The following is a 20,236-nucleotide window of genomic DNA, read 5'->3' as shown; positions in this document are numbered from 1 at the left end:
AGGAATAGAAAACTTGCCAAGCTCTCGAATTCAAGCGTTACACCTATGGTTGAATAACCAATTTTCAGGCGAAAACATTCAATTAACACCATTAACCGGCGATGCTGGCTTTCGCCGTTATTATCGTTTTGTGATACAGGGTCGTTCATTTATCGCGGTTGATGCCCCGAAAGATAAATCTAATAACGCGGCATTTGTCTTTATACAGAAAAGCTTCAGTGAACATAATGTTTTAGTACCTGAAATTATTGCGGCTGATCTATCACTCGGTTTTCTTTGCTTAGCTGATTTGGGTGAAACGCTGCTGGCTGATATTTTAACGCCTGAAAACATCGCCCTTACCTATCAAAAAGCCATTGATATTTTACCGAAAATTCAATCATCTATAGCCAATAACAGCGAGAAAGTGCCGCATTACGATCAAGCATTCGTTGAACTTGAGCTCAATATATTTTCACAATGGTTATTAACCGAGCACCTATCAATCATACTAAGCGCTGAGGAGCAAAAACAATTAACCCGCTGCTTTTCAATATTAACAGAAAATATGCTTAGCCAACCGCAAGTACTGGTGCACCGTGATTATCACAGTAGAAATATTATGGTACTCCAAGATAAGACTTTAGGCATTATTGACTTTCAAGATGCGGTTATTGGCCCGATCACTTACGATATAGTCTCGTTACTGCGTGACTGCTACCTGAAATGGCCGAGCGAGTCGGTTTCTTTGTTACTAAAGCGCTATATAGATGTGATGACTGAGCGGTATTCATTAAACGATATTACTCGCCAACAATGGCAGCGCTGGTTTGATTTAACCGGCTTACAACGCCATATTAAAGCGAGTGGGATATTTGCCCGTTTACATCATCGCGATAATAAAAGCGGCTACTTGAAAGATATTCCACTGACACTAAGCTACATTGTTGAGATCAGTCAACAATACCCCGAGTTAGCCTCTTTACATCAGCTTTTATTAATAAAAGTACTGCCAGCAATGACAAACCTAAAAAAGGAGCGTTAACATGAAAGCGATGATTTTAGCCGCTGGTCGTGGTGAACGTATGCGTCCGTTAACTGATCACTGCCCAAAACCTTTACTCAAAGTGGCTGGCATTCCCTTAATCGAACACCATATTAATAAACTCGCCCAGTGTGGCATCACAGATATTATTATTAACTATGCCTGGTTAGGTGAGATGATTGTTGACTATTTAGGTGATGGAAAAAAATTCGGGGTTAATATAAGCTACAGTGCAGAAAATAATGGTGCGCTTGAAACCGCTGGCGGTATTATTCAAGCACTGCCCTTATTAAGCAAAAATAACGATAATGAACCTTTTATGCTGATAAATGGCGATATATTTACTGATTTTAGCTTTGCAGACATGCCGATATTAGCCAAAGACCAGTTAGCGCACATCTGCTTAGTTAACAATCCTGATCATAATATCAAAGGTGATTTTATTTTTGATAACAATCAACTCACCAATATTGAAAATCAATCACAATCAACACTGAAAAATACTTACACCTTTAGCGGTCTCAGTCTTTTTCGCACTGATTTTTTTAAAGGTGAAAATGCTGCACAAATATCGAAATTGGGGCCGATGCTGAAAAAGGCGGTCGGCGACAGTAAGGTTTCAGCCAGCATACTCGATGGAACATGGACCGATGTTGGTACGCCAGAGCGTTTAGCGTATCTAAACAGATAAGTTAGTCATAAATTAATAACACAAACAGGTAATATTGATAATGAGAATATGGGGAAAACTTTTAGGCTTTATATTTGGTTTTATGCTGAGTAAAAATCTACTAGGTGCATTAATAGGCATGTTTATTGGTCATAATTTTGATAAAGGCCGAGGACTTAATTTTAATAACCTTTCAGGCTCGAAAAGCTCAGAAAGTGAACGTCAGAGCGCATTCTTTTACACCTCTTTTTCAGTTATGGGCTACATGGCAAAAGCCAATGGCTTAGTATCTAAGCACGAAATTGAATTTGCCAATGCTTATATGGACAAGTTATCGCTGCAAGGAGAGTTAAGACAACAAGCCCAAGATGCCTTTAGAGAGGGTAAAATGGCTGGGTTTCCACTAAACGATAACCTTGCCAAATTTAAACAAGTTTGTGGAAATCGCCATGATTTATTATTACTCTTTCTAGAAATTCAAATACAAGTCGCTTTTGCTGATGGTCACTTAGACAGCGATGAACGCCAAGCATTACACACCATAGCGCAACAATTAGGCTTTTCAAGTAAAGAGCTCGACAAACTCTTAGAAATGATTATCGCTGGTGCACAGTTTCATCAAGGTCAATCAGGTAAAAGCGCTCAATCTCAACTAGAGAATGCCTACAAAGTACTAGGTGTTAGTGCAGATACACCTGAAAAAGATATTAAGAAAGCTTATCGAAAGTTAATGTCGCAACATCATCCTGATAAGTTGGTAGCTAAAGGTTTACCACCAGAAATGATGGAAATTGCCAAACAAAAAGCTCAAGATATTCAAGGGGCATACGAGTTAATCACTAAAAACAAATAACCCTTGATGCAAATTATTACTAACAGAGATTAGCGCGGCAGTTTGCTAGCTGCCAGATGAAAAACGCATACTAGTGTATGCGTTTTTTGGTATTTTAAAGGCCTTATTTTCGCTGATAAATACAAAAATCAAGGTCAAAATTATTTTTTTCATCGCCAGCTAACTTATTACTTTGCGTTAGTTGCCAATCATTGTCTGTATCATATTCAGGAAACTGAGTATCGCCATCGATAGCAGCTTTTATATGAGTAATGTAAAGACGGTTAGCAAAGGGCAAACAATGGCTGTAAATAGCACCGCCACCAATCACCATCACTTCGTCGACCTGACCTGCTAATAGCAGTGCTTGTTCGACTGACGTGGCCGTGTCTACGCCATCAGCGCAATAGTTTTTATCACGTGAAATAACAATATTTTGTCTACCCGGCAAAGGTCGACCGATAGATTCATAAGTTTTGCGTCCCATGATAATAGGCTTGCCTAAGGTCGTTTTTTTGAAATAGGCTAGGTCAGCGGGTAAGTGCCATGGCATATCATTATCTTTGCCAATGACGCGGTTATCGGCATGTGCGGCAATCATCGAAAGTAGGGTCATTAAAATATTCTCTCTAAAGGGAATAATCCACTATTCACTGGATGAAATAACGAATTATTGTTGAACGGGCTTATCCACTATCACTGATTAGTGATGATGGCGACTTGCCCCTAAAAAAAAAGCTCAAGTAAATGATACTTGGGCTTTTTTGTAACAACTAAATGGACAGTGAATAATTATTTACGATATTCAACTTCGACATCGTATTCATCTTCATCCCAGTCTTCGTCACCTAATTCGTCTTCAACGCCAGAGACAGCTTCTTCATGGTAAGTATCCCACTTGAACTCAATCGTTTTATCTTCAGGTGTTTCTTCAATTTCTGGAGGAAGCCCTTCGATAAAGGTCATGACGCCTTGCGTTAAGTCAGCGGTGCCAAATTTATTAATGGCAGAAACACTGCGTACTTCGCCAGTCCAATTTAAGCCAGCGACAATACTATCTGTTAACACTTTCGCTTCATCTTCTAGCATTAAATCAAGCTTGTTAAATACTAACCAGCGCGGTTTAGCAAAAAGTTTTGCTGAATGACGCTCTAACTCACTAATAATGGTTTTAGCGTTTTCAAGAGGATCAGAACCATCGGCAGGCATTACATCAACAAGATGTAATAAAATTCGACAACGCTCTAAATGCTTAAGAAACTGTGTTCCTAAACCTGCGCCCTCTGCTGCACCTTCAATCAAACCAGGAATATCAGCAATAACGAAACTACGTTGCGTATCTAGACGTACCACACCTAAGTTAGGTGCTAACGTGGTAAATGGGTAATCTGCTACTTTAGGTCTAGCCGCTGAAACACTGCGTATCAAGGTAGACTTACCGGCATTAGGTAAGCCGAGCAAACCCACATCGGCGAGTAATAATAACTCAAGCTTGAGGCTACGTATTTCACCCGGTGTACCATCGGTTTTTTGGCGAGGAGCGCGGTTAGTACTACTTTTAAAACGCGTATTGCCTAAACCATGCCAGCCGCCTTTAGCCACCAACATTTTTTGTTCATTGCGGGTTAAGTCACCTAATTGTTCACCGGTGTCTACATCCATAGCACGTGTGCCAACCGGTACTTTTAAGATTAAATCTTCTGAACCTTTACCCGTACAATCACGACTTTGACCATTTTGACCGCGCTTAGCACGATGAAAACGCTCGAAGCGGTAATCAATTAAGGTATTCAGGCTTTCGTCAGCCATTAAATAAACGTCACCGCCGTCACCGCCGTCACCACCATTAGGTCCGCCGTATTCAATGTACTTTTCTTTTCGAAAACTTACACAACCGTTGCCGCCGTCTCCGGCCTCAACTCTAATTTCAACTTCATCAACGAATTTCATGGTGCTTTGAAACACTCCAAGATTAAACTATTGCCTTATTATAAGTTATTTTTTGCACTTACGAAAACAAAGTTATTTTTTATACAAAATGAATACCCTTTGGAGTAATTAAAATGACATAATTTAATGATAATAAATTTTCAACAACAAGGCGCTTGATTAAGCAATAGCTGACTATTGGGATTGAAGCAACGAAGTTATTGACTATTTAGGCCATTTAAAAATGATCCGTTAATTAGTGCAATGGGTATTAGATACTCAAGTAATTAAGTATCAAAAAAAAACCCTGCTTAAAGCAGGGTCTTTATTAAGTTTGAGTAACGTTACTAAGCAACAATACTTACAAACTTACGGTTTTTAGGACCTTTAACATCAAATTGTACTTTACCATCTGTTAAAGCAAATAATGTGTGGTCTTTACCAATACCCATGTTTGTTCCAGCGTGGAATTTAGTACCACGTTGACGAACAATAATGTTTCCAGCTAATACAGCTTCGCCACCAAAACGCTTAACACCAAGGCGTTTAGCTTCTGAATCGCGACCATTTCGTGTACTACCTGCAGCTTTCTTATGTGCCATCTTAAATCGCTCCTAATTAGCCGTTAATGCCAGTAATTTTCACTTCAGTGAACCATTGACGATGGCCCGCTTCTTTACGTGAATGCTTACGACGTTTAAATTTAACAATTTTAACTTTATCAGCACGGCCTTGATTTACAATCTCAGCTACTACTTTACCACCAGCAATGTAAGGCGCGCCTACATTAACGGCTTCGCCGTCAGCGATCATTAAAACGTTATCGAATTCTACTGTTGCACCAATTTCAAGCTCAAGCTTTTCAAGGCGAACTGTTTGTCCTTCAGTTACACGGTGTTGTTTACCGCCACTTTGGAATACAGCGTACATACCTACTCCGTAAAGCGTCATTTTATTTAGACGCTAGATTTTAAAATATAGGGCGCGAATTCTACGCGAAGATTTTTATTCAGGCAAGTCTAATTCGCATCTATTTCTATTTAATTTGTTTATCGATAAACTATTCCGCTACAGCCCTTTATTGCTCAATAATTTCGTGTAAACTCATGCTTCATAAAATCTCTTAAATACAACAACAAAGGTAGCTGTAGCTTTCTATGGATATCAAAAATATACAAGCCCTCGCTCAACAAGATATGACAGCGGTAAATAATATTATTTATTCGCAAATAAATTCTGATGTTGCGTTAATTAATCAGCTCGGCGTTTATATTGTTAATGCTGGAGGCAAACGTATGCGTCCGATGTTAACCGTTCTTGCCGCTCGAGCTTTTGGTTATCAAGGTAATGATCACATATCTATTGCCGCCATTATTGAATTTATTCACACCGCGACTTTATTGCATGATGATGTTGTTGATGAATCAAATATGCGTCGCGGTCGAGAAACCGCTAATGCATTATTTGGTAATAGCGCAAGCGTGCTCGTCGGTGATTTTCTTTATACCCGCTCTTTTCAGATGATGACCAAGTTAGGCAACATGAAAATAATGGATATATTGTCTGATACCACCAATATTGTTGCCGAAGGTGAAGTCTTACAGTTAATGAACTGTAATGATCCGAACACCACCGAAGAAAGTTACTTTCAGGTTATTTACTGCAAAACAGCGAAACTGTTTGAAGCAGCAACACGTTTAGCAGCAGTAATTGCCGGGCAAGATGAAAAGACTGAAAAAGCGATGCAAGAATACGGTAAATATTTAGGCACTGCTTTTCAATTGGTTGACGATATTATGGACTACACCGCCGATGCAAAAGCGATGGGAAAAAATATTGGTGACGATTTAGCTGAAGGTAAACCTACTTTGCCATTACTTTATGCCATGAAGCACGGTAATGCGCAGCAGAAGCAGCTAATAAGCGATGCAATTGAACATTGCAATGGTATGGAGCACTTAGACGAAATACTCGCTGCAATGGAGGAAACAGGCTCTCTCGTGTACACACAAAAACAAGCAGAGCTAGAAGCGGACAAAGCCATTGATGCGTTAACGATACTGCCCGACTCTGAGCATAAGCAAGCGTTGATATCCCTGGCCCATATTGCTGCCAATAGAGCGGTTTAACCATGAAAACTCATCTTGGTTTTTACCTTAACCTTATTGCTATTTTGTTATTTATTCCGGGTATATTATTACCGATGTTCTCTTTGAGCATGGATGTTAGCGCCACTATTGCGGGACCTGCACTGACCTCAGCGTTAATTAACAAAGAGCTTTCACTCTTAACGACGATTCAGGAGCTATGGCAGAACGATCGTTTACTCGTATCTGGGCTAATTTTTATTTTCTCTATTTGTATTCCTTTATTAAAAACGGCTTTAGTGGCTTGGTCTTATTTTAAAAGAAAGACTCAGCTAGAAAGAAAAATTATTAGCTTTGTTGGTGCCATTGGTAAATGGTCAATGGCTGACGTTTTTGTTGTGGCGATATTTTTAGCGGTTTTGTCTACCAACCATGCGGAAACAGCAAGTCAACAAACCTTAAGTATTATGGGTTTTAAGCTTAACTTAATGATCAGTAGTGAAACACTGTCGGCTGTCGGCCCCGGTTTTTACTTCTTTTGCGCTTATTGTTTACTTTCCTTAATTGGCACGCAGTTGAGTCAAAGTGGCTTATATAAAGTAAGTCGCCTTAACGAATAGTCCTTTAACCTTTTCATCAATATAATGGTAATACCATGATTATTGATTATTGATTATTGATTATTGATTATTGATTATTTTTGAGCATAAAAAAACCGCTATTCTTTACAGAGCAGCGGTTTTTTATTACAAAAACATCAGCCAATAAATATAAATTTACTAAATGATGTTAATGCTAACTTCAACAAGTTAACCTTTGATGAAGTTAATACCTTCAGTAATATCAGCTTTCAATGTGTCTAACATATCAACTTTCGCTTTTTCTTCAAAAGCACTTAGTTTACCGTAAGATAAAATTTCGCTAACGCCATTTACGCCTAAACGTACCGGTTGTGCGAAAAATTGTGCATCTTCACCTGCGCCCTCAACGTAAGCGTAATCTACCACGTCTTCGCCTTGTAAACCTTTAACTAAAGACATACAAAAACGAGCTGCAGCAGCGCCCATTGATAAAGTAGCAGAACCACCACCGGCTTTAGCGTTAACAACTTCAGTACCTGCGTTTTGAATGCGAGGTGTTAAAGTAGTAATTTCTTCATCGGTAAAAGTAACGCCTTCAACTTGTGAAAGAAGTGGTAAAATAGTGGTACCTGAGTGGCCACCAATTACTGGTACTTTAACTTCAGCAACGTTTAAGCCTTTTAATTCAGCAACAAACGCTTCACTACGGATAACATCTAGCGTAGTAATACCAAAGACACGAGCTGCGTCATAAGTACCTGCTTTTTTGAAGACTTCAGCAACAATTGGAACCGTGCCGTTAACTGGGTTAGTAATAATACCCACTAACGCTTTAGGACAGTTAGCAACAATGCCTTCTGCTAATGTTTTGATAATGCCCGCATTAACAGCGAACAAATCAGCACGATCCATACCTGGCTTACGTGGCATGCCCGCTGGAATTAAGACAATATCGGCACCTGTTAATGCGTCGCCTAATGCGTCAGCACCAAAACCTTCAACTTTAACCGCTGTAGGTATGTGTGATAAATCAACAGCAACACCTGGAACAACTGGTGCTACGTCATATAAAGATAGCTCAGAACCCGCTGGTAATTGAGTTTTTAATAGTAATGATAACGCTTGGCCGATTCCGCCAGCAGCGCCTAAAACAGCAACTTTCATTCGATGTCTCCGGTAGTTAAAGAATATTTGAGTAAATACGTAAATTTTCGTGCCCAAAAGATATAGCATCGGCCACTAAAAAACAATTAATATTAAACTATATATGGCATTAGGATACCGTATAATACTTTTAATGAAATAATACTTAGGTCTTACTTCCTCATCATTAAGAGTTTAAGATTAAAAAAAGTGTAGTAGAAAAATAACAAAGAGTACCGTTAAATTATGACAGTTTCACAAAAACAAGAAGCATTAACACAAGCTTTTAAAGATTTATTAAAGCAAGAGCATTTTGGTTCTCAGGGCGATATTGTCGACGCCCTGAAAAAACAAGGCTTTGATAATATCAGTCAGTCAAAGGTTTCGCGGATGCTCAGTAAATATGGCGCAGTGCGCACCCGTAATGCTCGCCAAGAAATGGTTTATTGTTTACCCGCTGAATTAGGCGTGCCGACGGCGAAAAGCCCTTTACGCCAATTAGTCATCGATATTGAATACAATGAAGTGATGATTATTGTTAGAACAAGCCCTGGCGCTGCCCAATTAATCGCCCGCTTACTTGATAGTTTAAGTAAAAGTGACGGAGTATTAGGCACTATTGCCGGTGACGATACTATTTTTATTGCCCCGACCCATGTTGGACAAATAAAAGAAACCATTGCTAAATTAGAGTTACTTTTTTCAAGAAACTTAAATTAGCGCGGGTTCGAAGGTATTTAACCTAAATAATAGCGCAGTTTCACTTACTTATTACAGGGCTAACTTAGCTAGAAAGTTCAAGCTCGGCGCAAAGAAAGAGGCACCGGTTTCTGCTTGGGTATATTTAAGTAGATGATCAAAGTGACCATGAGCATCACTTTGAATCATAGCTTTTAACATCATTTCAAAGGGCTCTGGCGAACGACAATAAGAAACGAAAAATAAGCCCTGTAACTTCATATCACCGTACGGCATACTTTGACGTACTATTTCAATAGCGTTACCGTCTTCGTCTTTTAGGTTTACTCGCTTAGTATGGGCGGTCGCTGGCTTATTTTCATTGGTGTATTCTTCATTTTCTAATTTTGTCCGACCAAACGTGTCTTCTTGGTCTTTAACCTTTAAGTTATCCCATAAATTTAAGTTATGACGATAACGTTGAATATGTAAATAACTGCCCGCGGCGAACGCTTCACTTTCTTCATTAGCAATTAACGCGATTTTACGACGATGTGAACCTTGTGGATTTTCGGTGCCATCAACAAAGCCAGTTAAATCACGACCATCAAGATATCTAAAGGCACGGACTTGCTCAACAAGTTCGACACTGTTTGACAATAAAGCACAAACTTTTGAACTGACAATATGATTAACGTCAGCACGGTCACTTCTTATTTCGATATAAAGATCATAACTATCAGCAGGGGCTGCGCGATCATCACATTCAAGCGCGGAAAAAGGCTTTAAATTTTTGGGTCTCGCTTGCGGATAAAGTTCGTCCCAATAGTTAGCGCCAATAGCAATAACACCGGCTAAGTTGGATTCTGAAAAACGATCGGCGTAATGATCAAATAAGGCAGGTAAGCGAGAAAGGGCTTGACGAACATGAGCATTTTTATCATCTAAAACATTAAACATCAGATAATAACCGTGCAAACTAGGTTCTGCGCAAATACCAAATTGTTCTCTTGCCATCAAAATTTCCCAAAATATAAGGTGAGTTAATTTCCTAATTTTACACAGTTTCTTAAAATTCACAGTAAATCATTTAATTTATTAGCATAAGTGAAACGCTGTTGCGCTTTAACATCGGTGTTAAAGCACCATTACTGTTATAGACGCAAGGACTGATGATTTTTCTGTAGCTTAGATCATCACCCTTCATCCTGAAGATAAAAAAACAGCCCTGAGGCTGTTTTCAATGTTGATGTTCTTGTCAGAGAAAATATTACATAATATTAAGTAAACTCAGGATAGGCTTCCATACCACAATCTGATTTATCCATACCTTCATACTCTTCTTCTTCAGTCACACGAATACCGATAACTTTCTTAAGTACATACCAGACAACAAAACTTGCACTAAACACCCAAACAAATATCGTTGCGGCGCCAATCAGCTGACCACTAAAACTTGAGGCTGGGTTAGTAAGAGGAACCAGCAGTAAACCAAATAAACCAACAACACCATGCACAGATATAGCCCCGACTGGATCATCTATCTTCAGTTTATCTAGACCAACAATTGACAAAACAACGATGACACCAGCGACCATACCGAACAAGGTTGCTTGCAGTGCAGTGGGTGTTGAAGGCTCAGCAGTAATAGCGACTAATCCCGCTAACGCACCATTTAATGTCATGGTTAAATCTGCTTTTTTGAATAATAGTTTCGCAAAAATTAATGCGGCTATTGCACCACCGGCAGCTGCTGCATTGGTATTTAGAAAGACCATAGCAACTGAATGTGAACTGTTGATATCAGCAAGTTTTAATACTGAACCGCCGTTAAAGCCAAACCAACCCATCCATAAAATAAACGTACCTAATGTCGCCATAGGCAAGTTAGCACCTGGAATAGCATTAACGCGACCGTCAGCGCCATATTTACCTTTACGTGCGCCAAGTAACAATACGCCAGCTAATGCTGCTGATGCACCAGCCATATGGACAATACCTGAGCCAGCAAAATCAGAAAAGCCTAAGTCACCTAAGGTGTATAAACCAAAGACGGCATTACCGCCCCAAGTCCAGCTACCTTCAAGCGGGTAAATAACAGCGGTTAAAACAACGGTAAAAGCAAGGAATGCCCATAATTTCATGCGTTCAGCAACGGCACCAGAAACAATCGACATCGCTGTTGCAACAAAAACTACTTGAAAGAAAAAGTCAGAAGCCTTTGAATAAATAGCACCACCGTTAAAACCGTCTTCACGGCCAGCAAATTCCTTTAATACTGCATCGGCATCAACAGTTTCAATGCCTGATAAAAAGAAACCACCACCGTACATAATTTCATAACCACATGCTAAATACATCATGCAAGCAATCGCATAAAGCGCAACGTTTTTAGTCAAAATTTCTGTGGTGTTTTTTGCGCGAACTAAACCGGCTTCTAACATAGAAAAACCAGCAGCCATCCACATGACTAGAGCACCACATATTAAGAAGTAGAAAGTGTCCATTGCATATTGTAACTGAAAAATATTTTGTTCCATGATTTACCCCTTAAATAGCTTCAACATCTTGCTCACCGGTACGAATACGTACAGCTTGCTGTAAGTCATAGACAAATATTTTGCCATCACCAATTTTACCTGTGTGTGCAGACTCGGTAATTGCTTTAACTAAACGATCAACAACATCGTCATTGACGGCAATTTCAAGTTTCACTTTCGGTAAAAAATCAACTTGATACTCAGCACCACGATATAATTCGGTATGACCTTTTTGTCGCCCAAAGCCTTTTACTTCACTGACGGTTAATCCTTCAACACCAATTTCAGAAATTGCTTCTCTGACATCATCCAGTTTGAACGGTTTTATTATTGCGTTAACCATTTTCATTATTTTTAGCCTTATTTATAATTTGTACATAACAATACAAATGTTATGCCAAAGACTAAAACACTTAAAATTCATAAAGTTAAAATACAAAGTAATAAAAAGACGTTTAACAAGCACTTCGTTGGTGCATGAAATTTTATCAATGAGAGTAATTGGTGCATCATTTAATCAACAGGAGTCAAGCAAGACACGCTTGTTAAATAAATAATATTAGTGGCTGTTACATAAAGAAAGGTTTATAAAAAAGTGCGGTTATCTGAATGACTTATTGCTCTGTAGTGACAGAGCAATGATAAATATAGCGAAACGAAATCAGTACCGTAGAGGTTTAAGGTGAGGTTGTCTTAGTAAAGAAACGCTAACTAGATGACGTCCCTCACCCTCAAAGATGTTGTTAAATGAAAGAATAGGCGGTTAATAAAGCATAGAGGCACTTGGATTAAGTACAGCAAGAATACTTAAGCGTTCCATATCACAAAAATCACTGGCATCACGCAATAGTTCTTGTTGCACAGATAACGCTTCTAGTTTTTCATCACTAATTACATCGGCTTGGCAATGACGGTTGCATTGGTGATTAAGTGTCATCACCCGTTTGGCAATATAAAGTAACTTAGTTTCGTCGGTACTATGTTGAAACTCCTCTTCATCTTGGTAACGTATCGGTTCAATCAAGCTATAAGGAAGTTGCCATTGCTTTAATAATTCAGCGGTAATTTCAGCGTAGGAAAAGCCCAATATTTGTAGCTGTTTGGTCCAAGGTAATTCATCTGAGTTAATATGCTTACACTGCTCTACTTTTTCAGGCATAAATTGATGTATCACTAATTCACCTAAATTATGTAGTAAACCCAGAATAAATAATCGTTCGGCATTGGGCACGTTTAACTTAGTACCTAAAAATTTAACCGTTAACGCACAATCAACGCTACGTTCCCAAAAATCATCTAAATATTCAGGACTTGCTTTTAATTTTTTCAGCGCATCAGTGGTAAAATAGGCAATAACTAAATTATAAACTTCGGTAATACCCAAAATTAAAACGGCTTTAGAAATAGTGTCTATTTTACCGGGGTAGTTAAAAAAGGAGCTATTCGACAGTTTCAAAATAGTCGCTGACAAGCCGGGATCAAGCAAAATAACATCGGCTATATCATCGATAGTTGATGCTTCATTATCAATTAATTCTTTAATGCGGACAAACGAATCCGACAATACAAATATTTCACTCGCCTGTTCGGCGTATTCAACAGCATTCATAACACAAATCCTAAAAATAAATATAGGGTTATTTTTATATGAAAAATGTAACACTCGGCAAATATATTGAAAAACTACGCCAGCTGATGGTCGAGTTTTTCAATAATATACAGGGTATTAGCAATGACCTAAATTTTACTCAAGTATAGACACTATATTAATAATAAGTGACTTATTTTCAGAAAAAACCTAATTAATCTTCAACGGTTAGGGCAACTTGGTAAGAGCCAAATTTTCGAATATTAATAACCCCCTTATCAAAAATAAGATATTGGCCTTTTATTCCTTGTAATAGCCCTGAAACTTGTGGTGTTTTATCAAAATTAAAAGAGCCAATTTTTTCTAAGTATTGGGTAACGGGGAAAGTTAAATTCACCACGGGTTCATCAAGCAATTCTACGGCATCAGCACCAAAACGTAACTTGATATCGTCTAACTGCGCTGAAATTTCAGGTAATAAATCTTGAGCTTTAGCTTTTAAATCAACGGCTTCACCCGATCCTTTTAACATCGCTCGCCAGTTTGTTTTGTCGGCAATAAATTTAGCCAGTGCAATCTCAACTAAACCTGATTGTAAGCGTGTACTTACCCTAAATAGCGGTAACGCTTGTGTGGCACCTTGATCAATCCAACGGGTAGGTATTTGGGTATGACGAGTAATGCCCACTTTAATACCGGAAGTATTCGCTAAATAAACGTAATGATTGACCATACAGTTTTTCACGCCCCATTCAGGCTCACGACAAGTACCTTGCGCATGGTGGCAAGTTTCTGGTTTCATAATACACATATCGCATTGGGCGAGCTTTTGCATACACGGATAACAAAAACCTTGCGAATAGCTTTTCTTGGTGACTCTTGAGCAATGCCGACACGCTATTTTACCTTGATAATCTAAGGTAATATTTTTCCCGATTAATGCATTCATATCAATGAGCTGTTCGCCAATAGGTAATTGGTAATGAACAAGTCCGTTTTCATCTAACTGAGCAGTCATTTTACTCAAAGCACCTGCATCGTAATGGGTCATTTATTGTCTCGATATGTTTGATGGGGAAATTTAAAGAGCATGGTATAAAACTCTGGAAATGACAGCCAGCTTTTTATCGATTTCAATGACAAAAATTGCGATACTGTTGTTAAAGCAGAAAAAAATCTACAGCTAAAACAACATCTATGCCAGAAAAAACGCTTATCGCCAAGCCAACTTGGTTTGTTTATTATTTACGTTGTGCCGACAATAGTTTGTACGCGGGTGTTACTACCGATCTAGTTCGCCGCTTAAATGAACACAATACTTGTAATAAAAGAGGGGCTAAATATACTCGGGTGCGACGACCGGTCAAATTAGTCTACGCTGAATCACAAGAAAACCGGCAACTCGCGTGCAAACGTGAATACCAACTAAAGCAGTTTACTAAGCTTAAAAAAGAGGCTTTAGTGAATAGTTTTAAGCCAACACTTGTCTAAAAGCTCCTAGTTTACTGGTCTGCTTAGTATGGCTTTTATTAGATAATTTCCATTTATCGACCAGTAACTGCTAGTATACGGCGGTTTTCACACAATAGATGTAAGCAAAATGTTTCTAGAAAGTTACTGTAATGTTACAAATAATCAAATTAGTTTTTCTCGTCAGCAAGGTAGCGATTTCGCAAAAAAGATTGCCGATGATTTCAATCCGCTGCATGATGCTGATGCAAAACGCTTTTGCGTGCCAGGTGATTTACTTTTTTCATTAGTACTAGAAAAATCAGGTCTATCACAAAATATGGGCTTTACATTTTCAGGTATGGTGACCGATGGTATTAAGCTAAATTTTCCTGAAAAAATCCTTGGGTCAGCAAATATTCTCGATGACAATGCTAAAGAATACATGAAAATAGAAGCTTCAGGACAGTGTACAACCAACCGTCAATCAATCGATGCTTTGATCCGCGCCTACGTAGAGTTCTCTGGCCATACCTTTCCACATATTTTAGTGAAATTGATGTTTGAAAATAATGTCATGATCAACCCAACGCGCCCAATGGTAATGTACGAGAATATGTTTATTCATTTAGATGAACTTGATTTTGCCGACGTGCAATTACAATTAACGACGCCGGTCTTACTCATTGACGGTAAACGTGGCAAAGCAACCTTGCCTTTTGACTTGGTAGCTGATGGAAAAGTGATTGGTCATGGTAAAAAGCATATGCTCCTAAGTGGCTTAAGAGATTATGACCAAGCTACGATTGATAGTCTCGTTAATCATTACAATGATAAAAAAGCCCAATACTTAAAATAATCCCTGAGTAAGATGATAGTAATTAAAACTTTACTAGCATCATTTTATCAAACGCTAGCTGCTGTGTTCTTCTGTTTTCCACACAAAAAGCAAATTTTTTAATGGTTTTAGGTCGTGAGCATTGTTTTGGCTGTTGATAGTACTCCAGCCATGCTTGCAATTTTTTTCCTTGATAGCGAGATTTTAAGACCAGTGCAGCTGAGGTTTCGAAGGGTTCTATACGGGTTTTCTTAACATCGCTGGCTGAACTTCCTGATAAATGCTGACCTTTCACTGAATTCTTTCGCTGCTTTTTTTTCTGTATATTTTGCTTATTTGATGTTGGCTTTTTTAACTGACCTTGTTGACATTGCCACCATTTTTCCCGAGCACTTTCTTGCTGTTTTTTTAAGCTTTCACTACGCTTCAAGCTATGACCTTGTCTTTGCTGAGACTGTATATTATGTAACTTATCCGCATAAAACTGACAGTGTTTTTTCTCAGCATAACTTTGATGAGAAAAGGTTAATGCCAGACTAATAAAAAAAATTTGAAAATGTATTTTATACATAACTCCTCCTTGAACACCACAATAAAGTAACCACCAATATTAACAGCTTAGTACATTTAATTAACATCGCATTAGCAATTAAAGAAATAACTTCTATACTAAAATCTCTTAAGAAATGAGCAAGGATGTTCAATTTTGAAAGTATTAACCTTAAAATGTTTAGGGATATGCATCAGCCTTATCCTTTGGCCACAAGGCTACACAGCCGAGTTGCCAAAAATACAACTGGCCACGCCTTTTCAAGCCGATAGTAAAACGCCAATAAAGGTCAGCGAATATTTTATCAGTGAAAAGCTTGACGGTATTCGCGGATATTGGAACGGCAAAGACTTATTAACCCGTGGTGGTAACCTAATCCATGCGCCCAAATGGTTTACTCAAGGCTGGCCAACAACCTATCTTGATGGCGAACTATGGAGCAAGCGCGCTGAATTTGAAAAGATCAGCAGTTGTGTCAGAAAGCATTCACCTCAACAGAAAATCACAATGAGTTGTTGGCAGAAAATACGCTTTATGGTTTTTGATTTACCCAAGCATTCAGGCACTTTTAGTGAGCGTATTAAGCAAATGAAAGCTGAGGTGGCAACAACTGACAATCACTATTGGCAAGTCATTAAACAAGAGAAAGTAAACTCTCTCGCAGTATTGAATCAACGTTTGGCAGACGTGGTAGAAAAAGGGGGGGAAGGCTTGATGCTACATCATCAAGCCGCCTATTATAAAATAGGGAGAAGCCAAGACCTGATAAAATTAAAAAAATATAATGATAGTGAAGCGATCGTTATTGCTTATATCGAAGGTAAAGGCAAGTACAAAAATATGATGGGATCGATAAGAGTAAAAATGAAGTCCGGCTTACTCTTTAAAATTGGTAGTGGTTTTACTGACGAACAACGTAAAAACCCGCCAAAGATTGGCAGCACAATTACCTTTAAATACATTGGTAAAACAGCGCGAGGTGTGCCAAAATTTGCTAGCTTTTTACGTGTGCGTACCTTAGCGTTGGGCCAGTAAAATAGACAAAAATTACGATTTCATCCTATAAAAAAGAGAATAATAATTAATGGAATTTCACTTATGGTTATCTTTTGTCGTTATTTGTATGATGGGCGCCTTATCACCAGGCCCGAGTTTAGCATTAGTCATCAAAAACACCCTCGCTGGTGGAACACCACAAGGTTATGCTACAGCCATTAGTCACGGTTTAGGTGTAGCACTTTACGCGGCCATTACAGCAACAGGCATAGCAGTAATTATCGTTAAATCGCCTTTAATATTTAGTATTATTCAATATGCTGGCGCTGCATTTTTACTGTACCTAGGTGTAAAATCATTATTAAGCAAAAAAGATAACGAAGTATTTTCTGAAGAAAGCACAGCGAAAAAATCACAAGTAAATGGTTGGCGCGATGGTTTTTTAATTGCTTTTTTAAACCCTAAACTTGCTATTTTCTTTCTGGCATTATTTAGCCAGTTTTTAGCAGGGGATGCCAGCAGCGAACAAAAAGTAATAATGACAGCCACCGTAGGCAGCATTGATGCTTTATGGTATTGCCTAGTCACCTTTACACTATCACGCGGTAATATCATTAGTAAGTTACGTGAAAACAGCCATATTGTTGATAAGGTAACTGGCAGTTTTTTAATATTACTTGCAGCACGAATAGTGATTAGCTAAGTATCGCTTATTAAGATATTTCAATATAGCGAAAATAAAGTACTTTCAAGCCCTTACCGGCTTCAGCCTCAATAAACACTTCAGGGTTATCAATACGATACTGAAATTGGCACTGAGGACACTCTCTAGCAACTTCTGCTAACAAAAAGTCTTCACTTAAATCAGGGGAGTTTAAGCAGAGTATAACATCACTATTATTTGCCATTAATTCGGGCAAACGTTTGATTATTTTCTGGTAATCTCGTTCGATATTAACACTACCTTTTTGAAATGAAGGTGGATCGCAGATTAATAAATCATAAGGACCATATTTTTTTAACTTGCCGTAAGACTTAAAAATATCGACACCTTCGTATTTTACCTTACTCGCCTCTTGCTTATTAAGTTTATGGTTTTCACGCCCGGTCGATAAAGCGCCTTTACTCATATCAATATTGACAACTTGCTCGGCACCACCGGCGATGGCAGCGACAGAAAAAGCACAAGTATAAGCAAAGAGGTTTAATACTTTTTTATTTTTACTGTTATCTTTGACCCACTGGCGGCCATTACTCATATCAAGAAACAGTCCAGAATTTTGTGCTTTCCCCAAACTAAGGTGATATTGCAAACCATGCTCTTGAGCGCTTAATGCGGTGATTTCTTCTCCCCAGAGTACCTCGCTCGGCGCAAACTTTCGACTGCGATACTGCACTTGAATAGATTGGCATTGTGGTAGTAGATTTTGGATCACAGTGACTTGCTCACTTAACCAAGCAGCTTCAACCTCTTGGTAAAGCGTAATAAGCACAACGGGTGAGAACCAATCAACGCTAACATGAGTTAAGCCCGGGTAAGCATGGCCGCGTCCGTGAAATAATCGTTGGCAATCGACAAGCTCATTTTCATTTTGAAGACGGGCTAAGATAGGTTGAAGGTGTTTTAAAAGCGTTGAATTCATAACTTAATTGTTCATGGCCAAAAATAAAGCCGCATAATAACAAATTATGCGGCTTTAAGTTCAAATCGTTTGCCTGTTTAGCTTAGTTCAATAAACTAAAATCCAAAGATACTAAAGGCAAAGAATTTTTGTGTCACCGTATTCAAGAAAATACCTAAGACAATGACTGGGATAAAAGTTCCTAAAGAGAAGTTAACGTACTTTTCTACCCAAGAGCCTTTGTAGTTATCGTTACCAATCGCGAGTTCATCTGACAAGTTATGCTTTTTCCAGCGGTAACTGACGAAAACACATAATAAAAAGCCGTTTAGCGGTAAAATGGTATCGTAGAAAATATCATAAACCACATCAAAGAATGAACGTGTGCCTCCCGCATAAGTGGTAAATTCAGTAAAGAATGACACCATTCCAAAAGAAACCATGGCAAAGACTGTTAGCACGCCGCCAATAATCATTAAAATTGATAATGCTTTTCTACGGCTATGTTTCTTTTCAGTGACCAAATAAGAAACCGGGACTTCGATAATCGATACCAGTGATGTTATCGCAGCAAAAAAGACCAAAAGGAAGAAGAATGCCGCTACTGCACTTGCGCCGATATAACCAAGTGATACTTGTAGTGCTAAAAATATTTTAGGTAAAAAAGTAAAAATCAATGAGACTGAACTGTCACTTAATTCAGCTGGATTAACATTCGGGTTGAATGAAAAGACCGCAGGTAAAATCATTAAACCGGCGGTAAAGGCAACCGCGGTATCGGTTAGTGCGACCAGTTTTGCAGAATTAACTATGTCGGTTTTATTATTAATATATGAACCGTAGGTAATTAAAATACCCATACCTAACGATAGCGAGAAAAAGGCTTGGGACAATGCGCCATTAATCACCGATGGGGTAATTTTATCAAAATCAGGAATAATAAAGAATTTCACACCAGCAAAAGCATTTTCCAATGTTAGGACGTAGATCACCATAATTAACAACATCACAAACAGTGTTGGCATTAAAACTTTTGCCGCTTTTTCAATACCCTCTTTCACGCCAGCCACTAAGATGAAGTTAACAATAGCGGCGACGGCAAACATAGCAACAAAGAGATAGGGACTATTAATGAATTCACCAAAACCATTACCACTGGCTAAGTAATCTAATTTACCCGCTAGCGTTAACGCGACATAGCCAAAAATCCAGACGGTCAGCACCATATAAAAAACTGCAATCATAAAGGGTGTCAAAACACCAAAAATACCAGCGATACCCCAACCTCTACTGCCACCACTTAATGCTTTATAAGCACCAACTGGTTCTTTTTGTGTTTTACGACCAACGGCCATTTCGGCAATCATTACCGGTAAACAGATTAACAACACGAATATTGCATACATAATTAAAAATGCGCCACCCCCATTTTTAGCTGCGTTTACTGGAAAACCAACTAAATTGCCAATACCAACAGCAGAACCTGCTGCCGCCAAAATGAATCCAAGTTTAGAGCTAAACTGCTCTCTCGATGCGCTCATAAATGTCCTTAATTATAATTATTTGTAGGGCATATTTTGTATAGTCTATTAACTATACGAAAAAAAGAATTGCCTGATGCTAGCAGGCTTTATAATTAATGTCTTCTTTTAGAACGAAGGTATTAGTAATTAAGTGTATAAATATAGTTGCACTTAGATAATTTTCAG

Annotated in this window: 23 protein-coding genes; 10 read left to right on the top strand and 13 right to left on the bottom strand. The window is 38.5% G+C overall.

Annotation, left to right across the window (positions count from 1 at the left end):
* Positions 1 to 13 precede the first annotated feature (13 nt).
* Genes ESZ26_RS09955 through djlA form a run of 3 tightly spaced genes read left to right on the top strand, consistent with a single transcriptional unit; the run spans position 14 to position 2,547 of the window.
* Complete coding sequence (locus ESZ26_RS09955; RefSeq protein ID WP_170246349.1) at positions 14 to 1,024, top strand: aminoglycoside phosphotransferase family protein; 1,011 nt, start codon at positions 14 to 16, stop codon at positions 1,022 to 1,024.
* 1 nt (position 1,025) lies between these two features.
* A complete protein-coding gene (murU, locus tag ESZ26_RS09950) occupies positions 1,026 to 1,715 on the top strand; it encodes an N-acetylmuramate alpha-1-phosphate uridylyltransferase MurU (RefSeq protein WP_146799479.1) in 690 nt (229 codons plus the stop codon).
* Positions 1,716 to 1,755: 40 nt separating this feature from the next.
* Positions 1,756 to 2,547, top strand: coding sequence for a co-chaperone DjlA (gene djlA, locus ESZ26_RS09945; RefSeq protein WP_146799478.1), 792 nt, complete (start codon positions 1,756 to 1,758; stop codon positions 2,545 to 2,547).
* A 103-nt stretch (positions 2,548 to 2,650) separates the two neighbouring features.
* Here djlA and folA read toward each other — a convergent pair whose 3' ends face one another.
* From folA to rplU, 4 genes are all read right to left on the bottom strand, one after another.
* Positions 2,651 to 3,142 carry a type 3 dihydrofolate reductase gene (gene folA / locus ESZ26_RS09940; RefSeq protein ID WP_146799477.1) on the bottom strand — a complete coding sequence of 164 codons (492 nt, stop codon included), beginning with the start codon at positions 3,140 to 3,142 and terminating at the stop codon, positions 2,651 to 2,653.
* A gap of 176 nt (positions 3,143 to 3,318) precedes the next feature.
* A complete protein-coding gene (cgtA, locus tag ESZ26_RS09935) occupies positions 3,319 to 4,476 on the bottom strand; it encodes an Obg family GTPase CgtA (RefSeq protein ID WP_146799476.1) in 1,158 nt (385 codons plus the stop codon).
* A 326-nt stretch (positions 4,477 to 4,802) separates the two neighbouring features.
* Positions 4,803 to 5,057 carry a 50S ribosomal protein L27 gene (gene rpmA, locus ESZ26_RS09930; protein ID WP_070375738.1) on the bottom strand — a complete coding sequence of 85 codons (255 nt, stop codon included), beginning with the start codon at positions 5,055 to 5,057 and terminating at the stop codon, positions 4,803 to 4,805.
* Between the two features lie 16 nt (positions 5,058 to 5,073).
* Positions 5,074 to 5,385: a 50S ribosomal protein L21 gene (rplU, locus tag ESZ26_RS09925; RefSeq protein ID WP_070375737.1), complete on the bottom strand. Its 312-nt coding sequence runs from the start codon at positions 5,383 to 5,385 to the stop codon at positions 5,074 to 5,076.
* A 227-nt stretch (positions 5,386 to 5,612) separates the two neighbouring features.
* Here rplU and ispB point away from each other — a divergent pair, with 227 nt between their 5' ends.
* Together ispB and ESZ26_RS09915 are read left to right on the top strand one after the other, a co-directional pair.
* Positions 5,613 to 6,584 carry an octaprenyl diphosphate synthase gene (gene ispB / locus ESZ26_RS09920; RefSeq protein ID WP_146799475.1) on the top strand — a complete coding sequence of 324 codons (972 nt, stop codon included), beginning with the start codon at positions 5,613 to 5,615 and terminating at the stop codon, positions 6,582 to 6,584.
* 2 nt (positions 6,585 to 6,586) lie between these two features.
* Complete coding sequence (locus ESZ26_RS09915; protein ID WP_146799474.1) at positions 6,587 to 7,162, top strand: paraquat-inducible protein A; 576 nt, start codon at positions 6,587 to 6,589, stop codon at positions 7,160 to 7,162.
* 189 nt (positions 7,163 to 7,351) lie between these two features.
* Here the strand turns inward: ESZ26_RS09915 and mdh are convergent, their stop codons facing one another.
* On the bottom strand, positions 7,352 to 8,287 hold the full coding sequence (mdh, locus tag ESZ26_RS09910) for a malate dehydrogenase (protein ID WP_146799473.1): 936 nt from the start codon (positions 8,285 to 8,287) through the stop codon (positions 7,352 to 7,354).
* Between the two features lie 225 nt (positions 8,288 to 8,512).
* Between mdh and argR the strand changes: the two genes are divergently transcribed.
* Entirely contained in the window at positions 8,513 to 8,986 is a 474-nt protein-coding gene (gene argR, locus ESZ26_RS09905) for a transcriptional regulator ArgR (protein WP_146799472.1), read from the top strand.
* Between the two features lie 51 nt (positions 8,987 to 9,037).
* Here the strand turns inward: argR and ESZ26_RS09900 are convergent, their stop codons facing one another.
* The 5 genes from ESZ26_RS09900 to ESZ26_RS09880 form a co-directional block, all read right to left on the bottom strand.
* Entirely contained in the window at positions 9,038 to 9,961 is a 924-nt protein-coding gene (locus ESZ26_RS09900) for a Dyp-type peroxidase (protein WP_146799471.1), read from the bottom strand.
* A gap of 263 nt (positions 9,962 to 10,224) precedes the next feature.
* Positions 10,225 to 11,484 (bottom strand): ammonium transporter, encoded by a 1,260-nt coding sequence (locus ESZ26_RS09895; protein WP_146799470.1) that lies wholly within the window; start codon positions 11,482 to 11,484, stop codon positions 10,225 to 10,227.
* A gap of 10 nt (positions 11,485 to 11,494) precedes the next feature.
* Positions 11,495 to 11,833, bottom strand: coding sequence for a P-II family nitrogen regulator (locus ESZ26_RS09890; RefSeq protein ID WP_146799469.1), 339 nt, complete (start codon positions 11,831 to 11,833; stop codon positions 11,495 to 11,497).
* Between the two features lie 414 nt (positions 11,834 to 12,247).
* Positions 12,248 to 13,093 (bottom strand): HDOD domain-containing protein, encoded by an 846-nt coding sequence (locus tag ESZ26_RS09885; protein ID WP_146799468.1) that lies wholly within the window; start codon positions 13,091 to 13,093, stop codon positions 12,248 to 12,250.
* 193 nt (positions 13,094 to 13,286) lie between these two features.
* Entirely contained in the window at positions 13,287 to 14,123 is an 837-nt protein-coding gene (locus ESZ26_RS09880; RefSeq protein WP_146799467.1) for a DUF2797 domain-containing protein, read from the bottom strand.
* A gap of 146 nt (positions 14,124 to 14,269) precedes the next feature.
* On the opposite strand from ESZ26_RS09880, the gene ESZ26_RS09875 reads away from it, so the two are divergent.
* Both ESZ26_RS09875 and ESZ26_RS09870 read left to right on the top strand, forming a co-directional pair.
* Positions 14,270 to 14,563: a GIY-YIG nuclease family protein gene (locus ESZ26_RS09875; RefSeq protein WP_146799466.1), complete on the top strand. Its 294-nt coding sequence runs from the start codon at positions 14,270 to 14,272 to the stop codon at positions 14,561 to 14,563.
* A gap of 109 nt (positions 14,564 to 14,672) precedes the next feature.
* On the top strand, positions 14,673 to 15,380 hold the full coding sequence (locus tag ESZ26_RS09870; RefSeq protein ID WP_146799465.1) for a DUF3581 family protein: 708 nt from the start codon (positions 14,673 to 14,675) through the stop codon (positions 15,378 to 15,380).
* Between the two features lie 22 nt (positions 15,381 to 15,402).
* Here ESZ26_RS09870 and ESZ26_RS09865 read toward each other — a convergent pair whose 3' ends face one another.
* The gene (locus ESZ26_RS09865; RefSeq protein WP_146799464.1) at positions 15,403 to 15,930 is read right to left on the bottom strand and encodes a hypothetical protein; all 528 of its coding nucleotides are present in this window, start codon (positions 15,928 to 15,930) and stop codon (positions 15,403 to 15,405) included.
* Between the two features lie 135 nt (positions 15,931 to 16,065).
* Between ESZ26_RS09865 and ESZ26_RS09860 the strand changes: the two genes are divergently transcribed.
* Both ESZ26_RS09860 and ESZ26_RS09855 read left to right on the top strand, forming a co-directional pair.
* A complete protein-coding gene (locus ESZ26_RS09860) occupies positions 16,066 to 16,944 on the top strand; it encodes a DNA ligase (protein ID WP_211361217.1) in 879 nt (292 codons plus the stop codon).
* Between the two features lie 49 nt (positions 16,945 to 16,993).
* Positions 16,994 to 17,608, top strand: a complete 615-nt coding sequence (locus tag ESZ26_RS09855) for a LysE family translocator (RefSeq protein WP_146799463.1) — start codon at positions 16,994 to 16,996, stop codon at positions 17,606 to 17,608.
* Positions 17,609 to 17,618: 10 nt separating this feature from the next.
* Here ESZ26_RS09855 and ESZ26_RS09850 read toward each other — a convergent pair whose 3' ends face one another.
* Positions 17,619 to 18,548, bottom strand: a complete 930-nt coding sequence (locus ESZ26_RS09850; RefSeq protein WP_146799462.1) for a class I SAM-dependent methyltransferase — start codon at positions 18,546 to 18,548, stop codon at positions 17,619 to 17,621.
* A 95-nt stretch (positions 18,549 to 18,643) separates the two neighbouring features.
* Complete coding sequence (locus ESZ26_RS09845) at positions 18,644 to 20,068, bottom strand: sodium-dependent transporter (RefSeq protein ID WP_146799461.1); 1,425 nt, start codon at positions 20,066 to 20,068, stop codon at positions 18,644 to 18,646.
* Positions 20,069 to 20,236 lie beyond the last annotated feature (168 nt).

Origin of the sequence: Colwellia hornerae (assembly GCF_007954355.1) — a bacterium.
GTDB classification, from domain to species: Bacteria; Pseudomonadota; Gammaproteobacteria; order Enterobacterales; family Alteromonadaceae; genus Colwellia_A; species Colwellia_A hornerae.
Note: the sequence above shows the minus strand (reverse complement) of the source record. Positions and strands in the feature narration are given on the sequence as shown.

Excerpts from the sequence above, each read along its gene's own strand:
- ESZ26_RS09890 (WP_146799469.1), bottom strand. The coding sequence starts at position 11,833 with ATGAAAATGGTTAACGCAATAATAAAACCGTTCAAACTGGATGATGTC.
- ESZ26_RS09845 (WP_146799461.1), bottom strand. The coding sequence starts at position 20,068 with ATGAGCGCATCGAGAGAGCAGTTTAGCTCTAAACTTGGATTCATTTTG.
- ESZ26_RS09850 (WP_146799462.1), bottom strand. The coding sequence starts at position 18,548 with ATGAATTCAACGCTTTTAAAACACCTTCAACCTATCTTAGCCCGTCTT.
- ESZ26_RS09895 (WP_146799470.1), bottom strand. The coding sequence starts at position 11,484 with ATGGAACAAAATATTTTTCAGTTACAATATGCAATGGACACTTTCTAC.
- ESZ26_RS09870 (WP_146799465.1), top strand. The coding sequence starts at position 14,673 with ATGTTTCTAGAAAGTTACTGTAATGTTACAAATAATCAAATTAGTTTT.
- cgtA (WP_146799476.1), bottom strand. The coding sequence starts at position 4,476 with ATGAAATTCGTTGATGAAGTTGAAATTAGAGTTGAGGCCGGAGACGGC.
- ispB (WP_146799475.1), top strand. The coding sequence starts at position 5,613 with ATGGATATCAAAAATATACAAGCCCTCGCTCAACAAGATATGACAGCG.
- ESZ26_RS09880 (WP_146799467.1), bottom strand. The coding sequence starts at position 14,123 with ATGACCCATTACGATGCAGGTGCTTTGAGTAAAATGACTGCTCAGTTA.
- mdh (WP_146799473.1), bottom strand. The coding sequence starts at position 8,287 with ATGAAAGTTGCTGTTTTAGGCGCTGCTGGCGGAATCGGCCAAGCGTTA.
- ESZ26_RS09915 (WP_146799474.1), top strand. The coding sequence starts at position 6,587 with ATGAAAACTCATCTTGGTTTTTACCTTAACCTTATTGCTATTTTGTTA.
- ESZ26_RS09865 (WP_146799464.1), bottom strand. The coding sequence starts at position 15,930 with ATGTATAAAATACATTTTCAAATTTTTTTTATTAGTCTGGCATTAACC.
- rplU (WP_070375737.1), bottom strand. The coding sequence starts at position 5,385 with ATGTACGCTGTATTCCAAAGTGGCGGTAAACAACACCGTGTAACTGAA.
- folA (WP_146799477.1), bottom strand. The coding sequence starts at position 3,142 with ATGACCCTACTTTCGATGATTGCCGCACATGCCGATAACCGCGTCATT.
- ESZ26_RS09875 (WP_146799466.1), top strand. The coding sequence starts at position 14,270 with ATGCCAGAAAAAACGCTTATCGCCAAGCCAACTTGGTTTGTTTATTAT.
- rpmA (WP_070375738.1), bottom strand. The coding sequence starts at position 5,057 with ATGGCACATAAGAAAGCTGCAGGTAGTACACGAAATGGTCGCGATTCA.
- ESZ26_RS09900 (WP_146799471.1), bottom strand. The coding sequence starts at position 9,961 with ATGGCAAGAGAACAATTTGGTATTTGCGCAGAACCTAGTTTGCACGGT.
- murU (WP_146799479.1), top strand. The coding sequence starts at position 1,026 with ATGAAAGCGATGATTTTAGCCGCTGGTCGTGGTGAACGTATGCGTCCG.
- argR (WP_146799472.1), top strand. The coding sequence starts at position 8,513 with ATGACAGTTTCACAAAAACAAGAAGCATTAACACAAGCTTTTAAAGAT.
- ESZ26_RS09855 (WP_146799463.1), top strand. The coding sequence starts at position 16,994 with ATGGAATTTCACTTATGGTTATCTTTTGTCGTTATTTGTATGATGGGC.
- ESZ26_RS09885 (WP_146799468.1), bottom strand. The coding sequence starts at position 13,093 with ATGAATGCTGTTGAATACGCCGAACAGGCGAGTGAAATATTTGTATTG.
- djlA (WP_146799478.1), top strand. The coding sequence starts at position 1,756 with ATGAGAATATGGGGAAAACTTTTAGGCTTTATATTTGGTTTTATGCTG.